Source organism: Buttiauxella sp., assembly GCF_035271705.1.
GTDB lineage: Bacteria > Pseudomonadota > Gammaproteobacteria > Enterobacterales > Enterobacteriaceae > Buttiauxella.
The window spans coordinates 1-9,705 of sequence record NZ_DATERI010000028.1; the positions used below are offsets into that span (position 1 = coordinate 1).

Genomic DNA, 9,705 nt, shown 5'->3' on the forward strand with positions numbered 1-9,705 from the left:
GAAGCCGTTACCCTGGATTGCAGAGAAGTGTACGAACACGTCTTTGCTGCCGTCAGCAGGAGTAATGAAACCAAAACCTTTAGACTCGTTGAACCACTTAACTTGACCTTTAATCTTTGCCATTTTGCAAAATTCCTTAGATTATTTTCTTTGCCCGAAGGCATAACTTAGCTAAAACAGAGACATTACTGAATGAGGCACTAATATAAGGCTCGGCAGAGAAGCGGTATTCAACGACAACGTGTTTACTCAGGACTTCTTTACTGAAAATGCCACACATAAACAGAACTGTACCTCGTTTAACTCAACGTGTTATCACATACAACGCAATCAATGGCAAGCCATTTTTCGGCGTGTATCGATCTGTCGCACAAATTCCGAACCCCATATTGTTCACGAAAAAGAAATGCACAAAATATGCATAAATTTAGTAGTGAACAAACACGATTCGTAACCTTCAGGTGATGACCGTAGACAACGTTTTTACCATAGCCCAAACATATCTCCTCGTCCAGACTAAGTACGAAAAAGTCGACATAACATACATTATCTTAATGATTTTTTTAGCATAGCTATTCAAAAAATGAGCAATGCAGAACTTCTTAAAAAATGTGAAATAGGTAAAAGAAATAACCCGATTGCCAGAATGAATAAAGCTTGAGCAGTATCCTATTTATATTGCACCAAAATAATGAAAGTTTAATGACGTCTTGCTTCACAATCATGCAATAAAAACGTTTCGCTATATTAACCATATAATATAACTATCTTAGATAGTCCAAAATTAAACTTTAACTTTCTGGGTAATATTTAAACTATAACTTTAATTAAGGGCAAACTTTGACCAATACGCAGAGGTACGAAGAACCGGCTTTCATCATCATTATCATCCAGTGCGGCCAACAACTCTTGTGGCGGCATATCCAGTGATTCATCCGCCAGTTCAAACACACCCCAATGAATGGGAACCGTAAAAGGTTTGTTCAGCTGTTGCCAGAGCGTAACGGCCTGCTGTGGGTCCATATGATGGCTACTCATAAACCAGCGGGGTGAATAAGCACCAATCGGAATCAACGCGAGATCTAAAGGGCCTCTGCTGAGTGCGAATTCGGCCAGAGTCTGGGTAAAGCCAGTGTCACCACTGAACCAAATACGTAAGCTAGCGCCTTCGATTATCCACCCACACCATAAACTGCGGTTGCGGTCCCAAAACGAACGCATGCTCCAGTGTTGTGCAGGTACTGCGGTAAAAGTCATCCCCTGCCAGCTATGGCTCTGCCCCCAATCCAACTCTGTCACATGACGAATACCTCGCCGGGTAAACCATTGCTTTAACCCCAGTGGGACGAAGAAATGCGTGTCCGGAAAGCGGCGGATAATCTGGCGAACCGTTGCACTATCAAGATGGTCATAATGATTATGCGAAATCAGTACTGCATCAAGCTGATGCAATTCATTGACACACAAGGGAGGAGGAGTTTTACGTTGCGGGCCGGCAAATGAGAGCGGTGAGGCTCGCCAGGAAAAGACAGGATCAGTCAGTAAATATCGGCCATTAATACGCAACAATGCTGTTGCATGACCGAGCCACCATACCCGATCGTCATGCCCTTTAAGTTCAGCCTTTTGCCACCACTGAGCAGTAAAGGCCGCGTACCCCCCACCAGGTGGATGGGGCAATCCCTGTTCTTTCCGCTCTTTTCGCCAACGCTCAACGTCACCCGATTTTCGTAAGTGTGGTTCCAGATTACGAAAACCGTCAATTTGATGATGAGATTTTAGGGGATTAAACCAGGGATTCTTCCAACGCATGAGTCACTCCGTAGCGACACAAACGCTTGTGCCAGGATTAACGTTCTGCCACCAGCCGAATAAAATCGTCGTCCTGCGCGTCTTCTTCCTTAATTTCTTGAGCTGCTTCCTTCACGGCTTCGGGTTCATTAGCTTCACACAAACGGCGTAACAACGCATTTTGTCGTTTCTGTTGATCCAACAACTCTTCAAGCAGCTCAATCTGCTCATTACTACGGCTACTCGCACGGTTAACAAAGAACCACATTGCGAGCCCGATAACCAGCACCACCAGGGAAACTGTCAGAGACACGATATTCAACGCGCCAACACTTAATTCGTTCATCTTACCACCTCAGTAAAACGCGCTATTCTACACCTGCCGCGCTCTAAGGTAAGCATCATGTGGATAATAAGTATCTACCAGGGAATAAATTTGTTAATTGTGCAAATGCCGCTGAAAAATTGTACATCTTGATCGCACATCACGTTGACCATCTGAGTCCAGAGTAGCAAACAGACGAAAAAAACCGCAACTAAGATGAACCATCTGTACTTTTTCACTACATTCTCCCCATTGAAAAATCTCGATGGTAAGTCTGGCATATCCAACCTAAACCAGGTATCACTCAACATATATCTTATTTAAGAATCATCATATTGATACTTCAGTGTTATCCGCTACGCTTAGCACTCTAATAAAGTCATAATAAGAGGCAGATATGCGTATTGTGATCCGCACTATTCTGGTCATAGTGCTGCTGTGGATCGGTTTACTCCTCTCCGGGTACGGGGTGCTAATTGGGAGCCATCAAAATGCAGCGGGTATCGGGCTGCAATGCAAATACCTCACTGCTCGAAATATCACCACCGCGCAATATATTCATAGCGAGAGCGGGATTTTTGGACTCAGCGATTGCCCGGTATTGCGTAAAAGTGACAAGGTTATTGATAACGGGTAGTAGGAAAACAGGTAGTAGGAAAACGAAGAGAAAAAAACGCCGCTATTAAGCGGCGTTTGATTTTTCATCAGAATGGATATTCGTGATAACCCATTTGTTCTGAAATAGTACGTGCAGCGTCGTGCAGCATAGCGACATATTCATGAAGCCTGTCTTCAGAAAAACGCAGAGTCGGGAATGAAATACTTAACCCTGCAATCACAACACCAAAGCGGTCAAATACAGGAACGCCGATGCAGCGCAAACCTTCTTCTTGTTCTTCGTTATCTTCGCCATAACCTTGCTTGCGAACAGTATCCAGAACATCTAACAACTCTTCAGTGCTGGTAATGGTTCGTTCAGTACTGCGGGTATACTCAACGTCAGTAAGAACTTCACGCACTTCTTCACGATCACGCCATGCCAAAAGCACTTTACCAATGGCTGTACTATACAGCGGGTTACGACGACCAATACGCGAGTACATACGCAGGTTGTACATTGAGTCGATCTTGTGGATATAGACAATACTGTCTTCATCCAACGCACCCAGGTGGACCGTTTCTTTTGTCAGACGCGACAGTTCGCGCATCTGGATATCTGCACTACGAATCAAATCAACATTTTGCAACGCACGCGCGCCAAGTTCGAACAGCTTTAGCGTGAGCGAATATTTCTCAGATTCGCCTTCCTGAGCAACATAACCCAAGGATTTCATTGTCTGCAAAAAGCGATAGACGGTGCTTTTTGACATCATTACGCGTTGCGATAATTCGGTAATACCAATTTCGCGTTCTTCGCCAAGCGCCTGTAAAATGCCAAAAACTTTCAGGACAGATGAGACAGAATCGGGTTGTTTATCCAAATCTGCGATTGCCATTAAATCACCTCGATCGCATGTGTTTTATAAAAATCAGAACTGGTTTTTAGTATAAGTTGACTACCATGTCATCGCAACGGATCTATTCTATTACGTTACGAATCTGCGACATATCCCGTAAATTTAGTGCTATTACTATTTCTCTTCGAATACTGCTCGCTGAAATCAAACTTTCCTATGGATAAAACGCTTGCTGATGGGTTGACATTTCTCGCGTGCTGCAGGAAGGGCCAGACATAAAAAAAGCGTGCCAGCGATGGCACGCTTTTTTATCACCGGTGACGACTACTTCAGATATTCGCCGTTACGCAGTGCTTCAATACGTTTGTCCAACGGTGGGTGAGTCATGAACAATTCGCTCATTGACTTCGCCTTACCATTGATACAAAACGCCATCATGCTACTCGCTTCTTGCGGTTCATAACTGGTTTTCAGTCGCTGCAACGCGGCAATCATTTTTTCACGACCGACCAACTTGGCAGACCCTGCGTCAGCGTGGAATTCACGGTGACGCGAGAACCACATGGTTATCATGCTTGCCAGAATACCGAATACCAGTTCAAGTACCGTCGCAATCGCAAAATAGACAAACGGGTTGCCGTTGTTACTTTCACCTTCCTCCCGGTTACCTGACAGGAAGCCTGAGGCAACCTGCGCAATGATACGAGAAATAAAGATAACGAAGGTGTTCACCACGCCTTGAATCAGCGTCATCGTTACCATATCGCCGTTCGCGATATGGCTAATTTCGTGAGCGATAACCGCTTCCGCTTCGTCACGGCTCATGTTTTGCAACAGACCCGTACTGACAGCTACCAGCGAAGCATTACGGCGTGCGCCAGTGGCAAAGGCGTTAATGTCCGGCGCATGGTAAACCGCCACCTGTGGCATAGCGATCCCCGCCTGCTGCGACTGCTGACGAACGGTATCCATCAGCCAGCGTTCAGTTTCGTTACGTGGCTGCTCAATGACTTCACCGCCAACTGAACGTAATGCCATCCATTTGGACATCAGTAACGAGATGATTGAACCACCAAAACCAAACAACACCGCCATGATCATCAGACCCTGTACGCTGCTAGACTGGATCCCTGTCAGGCTTAGCACTAGGCCGAAAACGACCATGACTGCAAGGTTGGTCAACAGGAAAAGCCCGATACGCATCATAATTTTCTTTTACCTCGGTTAAAAATACGCATTCTGCGTTACCCCACATCGTAGGGGCAAGCTTGCTATTTTCAAGTATTCATTGTTGCCAAGTGGTTAATAATACATAACTTTACATTCAGGACTAGGTAGGTTTACGCAGCGAGATAGAGGTCAAAAAAACAGGCACAAAAATTTGTGCCTGTTGGGGAGTTACTGAGCAGGAGCCGGTTGCTCGACGGGTTTATCTTGCTGAACCTTTGCAAGGTCCAGGGCGATATGAACCGTTTCATCGAGATAAGGATCGGGTTCCTGGTAATCCTTCGGTAAATCCTCCAGTTTCTTCAACGGAGCTTTACCTTCTCGTTTGTAGCGATCGTTGATACGAGCCAGGCGCGTCGCATCGTCTTCCTGGTTTTCTTTCTCACGTTGAGCAAGATTCAGAGAGACAATATTACGCTTCTCTTTCAGGGCATTGAAGCGAGCAATGTCCTTCATGATGTACTGGAACTCAGGATCGGCTGCAATTCTGTCCTGGTGCAGTTTAAGCAACTGAGGCTCAAACGGAGTCAGATCACCTGACTTGACGTAAGTTGCGGCGTTAATGCTATCCCATGGGAGTGCATTATCTTCGAACTTCTCGCCAGTTTCGGTCTCTTCAGTGCCGGTTGGCATCATGACATCTGGCGTAACACCTTTACGCTGAGTACTGCCGCCGTTAATGCGGTAGAACTTCTGGATGGTGTATTGCACAGAACCTAATGCAGGCCACTCAGGGCGCAGCATCTGGTCATAGATGCGGTTCAGTGAACGATATTGCTGAACAGTACCTTTACCAAAGGTCGGTTCACCGACAATCAGCGCACGGCCATAATCCTGCATCGCTGCGGCGAAAATCTCAGACGCGGAAGCACTGAAACGGTCAACCATGACAACCAGCGGGCCTTTAAAATACACAACACCATCGGCATCGCTGTCTTCACGCACTTTACCGTTGTTATCGCGAACCTGAACCACTGGGCCACCTGGAATAAACAGACCAGAAAGTGACACGGCTTCGGTCAATGCCCCACCACCGTTAGAACGCAAATCGATGATCACGCTCTTCACGTTCTGTTTTTCCATCTTCTGCAACTGGACTTTGACGTCATCCGTCAAACCAACATAGAAGCCTGGAATATCCAGTACGCCGACTTTATCTTTGCCGACCGTTTTAATGGTGAGTTTAACCGCACGATCTTCAAGACGAATACGTTCACGCGTTAACGTAACGGTGCGTGTTTTAGTCCCTTTGCCCGCAGGTAAGACTTCCAGGCGAACCTTGCTGCCTTTTGGCCCTTTGATCAACGCAACCACATCATCAAGACGCCAGCCAATCACATCAACCATGGCTTTGCCCGTTTGGCCGACACCAACAATACGATCACCCACGGTAATCGCTTTGCTTTTCGCTGCCGGACCACCCGCAACCATTGAATTGATCACCGTGTAGTCATCATCCATTTGCAGCACCGCACCAATACCTTCCAGAGATAGACTCATTTCAGTATTGAATTGCTCGGTATTGCGTGGAGACAAATAGTTGGTATGTGGATCGATTTCGTGCGCAAACGCGGTCATTGCCAGAGAGAAAACATCTTCGCTGTTGGACTGCGCCAGTCGACGAATCGCAAACTGGTAGCGCTTAGTCAGCGTTTCACGAATTTCCTGATCGGTTTTACCGGTCAGCTTCAAGCTCAATTCGTCAAACTTAACTTTGCTGTCCCACTGAGTGTTTAACTCTGCAACGTTTGCAGGCCACGGCGATTTGCTGCGATCCACATTGAAGGTGTCATTGCCGGTGAAATCCATCGGCTTTTCCAGCACCTTCAACGCGTATTGATAGCGTTCAAAACGGCGCTTCTGGGCCAGATTATAGAGATCGTAAAACACATCCAGTTTGCCGGTGCGCAATTCATCGCCGATCTGTTTTTTCCGCGACACAAACTGCTCAACATCACTGGCAAGCAGCACGTTGTGGCTATAGTCGAGAAGGTTTAGATAGCGATCGTAAATTTTTGCGGAAAAATCTTCATTCAGGTCAAACTGACGGTAATGCGAACGAGTGAAGCGAGACGTAACACGCTCGCTCACCGTAGCATGCTGTGTCTCTTCCTTTAACTGCGGGATTTGAGAAGCCTGCGTGATATTTTCGACGGCCAGAGCACTACCTGCAAGAAACAACAGACTAGCGACAGCCGTACGCTTAAAGAGTTTGTTCATGCCCGGGTCTGGCCTCCGTTTCAGAACTGCAAGTGTTCTGCGCGTACGATCATTGCCATACCAGAAGTTAGCTGTACACGTACGCCATCTTTGGTAATTTCCAGTACGGTGGCATCCATCGCGTTATTACCCGCTTTGACTTTGATTGCCTGACCCACCTGCAAAGCAGAAATGTCCGTAACCGGAGTGCGTTTTTCTTCACGCGGAGCCTGAGGAGCCGGTTTTTCTGCACGTGGTTTACGTTCTGTAGTCTCTGGACGACGCGGTGCTGGACGTGGCTTGCGATCGCGACGAGGCTTATCTGCAACGGTTTCACCGTTAGCAATAGCCGCTTCGCGTTTTTTCGCTTGCTGTTCTGCACGCTGGGCCTGAACGCGAGCTTTTGCTTCTTCAAGCTGCTTACGAGCATGCTCAACGTGTTGCTCATCGAGTTCACCACATGGGTTTCCGTCGAGATCAACACGGGTCGCGCCGACTTTAATACCGTACAGGTAACGCCAGCTTGAAGTATAAAGACGTAACGCGGAACGAAGTTGAGTTTTACTGAGGCTCATCTCCCCTTCAACGCGCGCGACTAAATCCTGGAAGATACCAATCTTCAGGGGGCGGGCTTCACCTTCAGCGCTAAAGCACTGTGGGAAACGCTCTGCCAAAAAGGCGATGACTTCTTTGCTACTATTCAACTTAGGTTGATTTTCCATGAAATTTCCTGATTACAACGGAGTTGCCAACAATCCGCAGGCATGAACAGGCGACATTATAATGACGCTATCAGCAAATGCCACGTTATCCGTTGTTTATCATGCTATCGAGTGAAGAATTTTTTAAAATCCGTGTCGGCAAGCGTCAGCGAAAGCTGCGTTACCAGTTGAGATAAGCCCAGTTCGTCTTCAGCTGTAAAACGACCAAACTCAGTGCTATCAATGTCCAGAACCCCAATAAGCTCGCCGTTTACGGTTAACGGCAGAACAATTTCGGAGTTGCTGGCAGCGTCACAGGCAATATGACCATCAAAAGCATGCACATCTTCGACGCGCTGAATGCTTTTGGTGGATACCGCTGTGCCACATACGCCTTTACCTACCGGAATGCGCACGCAGGCAATTTTGCCCTGGAAAGGTCCTAAAACCAGCGTCTCTCCCTCCAGTAAATAGAACCCTGCCCAGTTAACGCCTTCAAGACGTTCAAACAGCAATGCGCTGGTATTTGCCAACGTTGCCAAAAAACTTGTTTCACCTGCCATTAACGCACTGAAATCGCGGTTTAGGTCCGCGTAAAATTGTTCTTTGTTCATTGATTAACCATAGTGTGTTGTCTTACTCAACTGCATAGCATAGTAAAATAAGCATTAAATGCGTTATGCCACAAGGTGTATCATCCCATGAATTAATATACGCTTAACGAATATTTAATTTCCCGATGAGATATCCCAATGCGTCAACGGTATTCCCTGCATACGATGAAACATGAAAATACACGCCATTAGCCATGCTGTACCGCAGGCACGTTATCAGCGTTGCCCCCAATGCGATACACTTTTCTCGTTACCGTTGGTTAAATCGTCGCAAAGCGCGTATTGCCCGCGTTGTGACGCTAAAGTGTTCCATGGCCGCGATTGGTCACTAACACGTCTGGCGGCCATGGCAGTTGCCATGCTGTTACTGATGCCTGTTGCCTTTTCAGAGCCACTGGTCCGGGTTTATTTATTAGGTGCGGGTATCGATGCCAACCTGTTTCAGGGTATCTGGCAAATGACCCGTCAGGGCAGTCCTCTGACGGCGGCAATAGTGATGTTTTGTGCCGTTGGCGCTCCCGCCACGCTGGTCGTGGGTATTATCTATCTCTATTTCGGTAATATTCTTGGGATGAATTTACGCCCGGTTTTACTGATGCTGGAGAAGCTCAAAGAATGGGTGATGCTCGATATTTATCTGGTTGGCATTGGCGTGGCCTGCATCAAAGTTAGAGAATTCGCCTTCATCCAGCCCGGTTTAGGTTTAGTGGCGTTTATCGCTCTCGTCATCTTGAGTTTATTAACCCTAATCCATTTGAACGTAGAGCAACTGTGGTCACGGTTCTACCCACAACGCCCTTCCCACGCATGGAATGCGCAACTGCGCGTGTGCCTCGGCTGCAATTTCACTGGCGTGCCGGATAAACGCGGGCGCTGCCCACGTTGCCATGTGCCACTCAGAGTTCGCCGTCGCCACAGCCTGCAAAAATCCTGGGCGGCATTAATCGGCTCGTTAATTTTATTGCTGCCAGCCAACTTGTTGCCGATTTCAATTCTTTACGTCAATGGCTCGCGTCAGGAAGATACTATTTTTTCAGGTATTATTTCCCTGGCAGAGAGTAATGTCGCCGTGGCTGCGGTGGTTTTCATTGCCAGTATCCTGGTGCCCTTTACCAAAATTATCGTACTGATTTCATTGTTAATAAGCATTCATTTCAAATGCGAGCGAGGGCTTAGAACACGCATTTTATTGCTACGCTTTATTACCTGGATTGGCCGCTGGTCGATCCTCGATCTGTTTGTTATTTCGCTCACGATGTCGCTGGTTAATCGAGATCAGTTATTGGCATTCACTATGGGACCGGCCGCGTTTTATTTTGGCGCGGCGGTTATTTTAACTATTCTTGCAGTCGAATGGCTGGATAGCCGACTACTTTGGGACGCACATGAGT

At 47.0% G+C, this 9,705-nt stretch carries 12 protein-coding genes; 2 read left to right on the top strand and 10 right to left on the bottom strand.

The features are described from left to right. The 5 genes from VJY99_RS02040 to mgrB all read right to left on the bottom strand — a co-directional run. Window positions 1–123, bottom strand: a 123-nt coding sequence (locus VJY99_RS02040) for a cold shock domain-containing protein (protein WP_422653019.1), incomplete at its 3' end; no start/stop codon positions are given. A 13-nt stretch (window positions 124–136) separates the two neighbouring features. Then, window positions 137–280, bottom strand: coding sequence for a DUF2627 domain-containing protein (locus VJY99_RS02045; protein ID WP_324115865.1), 144 nt, complete (start codon window positions 278–280; stop codon window positions 137–139). A 530-nt stretch (window positions 281–810) separates the two neighbouring features. After that, on the bottom strand, window positions 811–1,812 hold the full coding sequence (locus tag VJY99_RS02050) for an MBL fold metallo-hydrolase (protein WP_324115867.1): 1,002 nt from the start codon (window positions 1,810–1,812) through the stop codon (window positions 811–813). 37 nt (window positions 1,813–1,849) lie between these two features. After that, entirely contained in the window at window positions 1,850–2,137 is a 288-nt protein-coding gene (locus tag VJY99_RS02055; protein ID WP_324115869.1) for a YebO family protein, read from the bottom strand. A 74-nt stretch (window positions 2,138–2,211) separates the two neighbouring features. After that, window positions 2,212–2,355, bottom strand: coding sequence for a PhoP/PhoQ regulator MgrB (gene mgrB / locus VJY99_RS02060; protein WP_121815636.1), 144 nt, complete (start codon window positions 2,353–2,355; stop codon window positions 2,212–2,214). Between the two features lie 158 nt (window positions 2,356–2,513). Here mgrB and VJY99_RS02065 point away from each other — a divergent pair, with 158 nt between their 5' ends. Further along, window positions 2,514–2,753, top strand: coding sequence for a YobH family protein (locus VJY99_RS02065; protein ID WP_324115871.1), 240 nt, complete (start codon window positions 2,514–2,516; stop codon window positions 2,751–2,753). Window positions 2,754–2,820: 67 nt separating this feature from the next. Here the strand turns inward: VJY99_RS02065 and kdgR are convergent, their stop codons facing one another. The 5 genes from kdgR to VJY99_RS02090 form a co-directional block, all read right to left on the bottom strand. Then, the gene (gene kdgR, locus VJY99_RS02070) at window positions 2,821–3,612 is read right to left on the bottom strand and encodes a DNA-binding transcriptional regulator KdgR (RefSeq protein WP_324115873.1); all 792 of its coding nucleotides are present in this window, start codon (window positions 3,610–3,612) and stop codon (window positions 2,821–2,823) included. Between the two features lie 285 nt (window positions 3,613–3,897). Beyond that, window positions 3,898–4,779 (bottom strand): protease HtpX, encoded by an 882-nt coding sequence (htpX, locus tag VJY99_RS02075; protein ID WP_324115874.1) that lies wholly within the window; start codon window positions 4,777–4,779, stop codon window positions 3,898–3,900. Between the two features lie 192 nt (window positions 4,780–4,971). Then, window positions 4,972–7,020, bottom strand: coding sequence for a carboxy terminal-processing peptidase (gene prc, locus VJY99_RS02080; RefSeq protein WP_324115876.1), 2,049 nt, complete (start codon window positions 7,018–7,020; stop codon window positions 4,972–4,974). Window positions 7,021–7,040: 20 nt separating this feature from the next. Continuing rightward, window positions 7,041–7,721, bottom strand: a complete 681-nt coding sequence (gene proQ / locus VJY99_RS02085) for an RNA chaperone ProQ (protein ID WP_324115878.1) — start codon at window positions 7,719–7,721, stop codon at window positions 7,041–7,043. 104 nt (window positions 7,722–7,825) lie between these two features. Next, window positions 7,826–8,314: a GAF domain-containing protein gene (locus tag VJY99_RS02090; protein WP_324115879.1), complete on the bottom strand. Its 489-nt coding sequence runs from the start codon at window positions 8,312–8,314 to the stop codon at window positions 7,826–7,828. 172 nt (window positions 8,315–8,486) lie between these two features. Between VJY99_RS02090 and yebS the strand changes: the two genes are divergently transcribed. Then, the coding region (yebS, locus tag VJY99_RS02095) for a membrane integrity lipid transport subunit YebS (protein WP_324115881.1) at window positions 8,487–9,705 on the top strand (1,219 nt) is incomplete at its 3' end.

Excerpts from the sequence above, each read along its gene's own strand:
- VJY99_RS02045 (WP_324115865.1), bottom strand. The coding sequence starts at position 280 with ATGTGTGGCATTTTCAGTAAAGAAGTCCTGAGTAAACACGTTGTCGTT.
- VJY99_RS02050 (WP_324115867.1), bottom strand. The coding sequence starts at position 1,812 with ATGCGTTGGAAGAATCCCTGGTTTAATCCCCTAAAATCTCATCATCAA.
- VJY99_RS02055 (WP_324115869.1), bottom strand. The coding sequence starts at position 2,137 with ATGAACGAATTAAGTGTTGGCGCGTTGAATATCGTGTCTCTGACAGTT.
- VJY99_RS02065 (WP_324115871.1), top strand. The coding sequence starts at position 2,514 with ATGCGTATTGTGATCCGCACTATTCTGGTCATAGTGCTGCTGTGGATC.
- kdgR (WP_324115873.1), bottom strand. The coding sequence starts at position 3,612 with ATGGCAATCGCAGATTTGGATAAACAACCCGATTCTGTCTCATCTGTC.
- htpX (WP_324115874.1), bottom strand. The coding sequence starts at position 4,779 with ATGATGCGTATCGGGCTTTTCCTGTTGACCAACCTTGCAGTCATGGTC.
- prc (WP_324115876.1), bottom strand. The coding sequence starts at position 7,020 with ATGAACAAACTCTTTAAGCGTACGGCTGTCGCTAGTCTGTTGTTTCTT.
- proQ (WP_324115878.1), bottom strand. The coding sequence starts at position 7,721 with ATGGAAAATCAACCTAAGTTGAATAGTAGCAAAGAAGTCATCGCCTTT.
- VJY99_RS02090 (WP_324115879.1), bottom strand. The coding sequence starts at position 8,314 with ATGAACAAAGAACAATTTTACGCGGACCTAAACCGCGATTTCAGTGCG.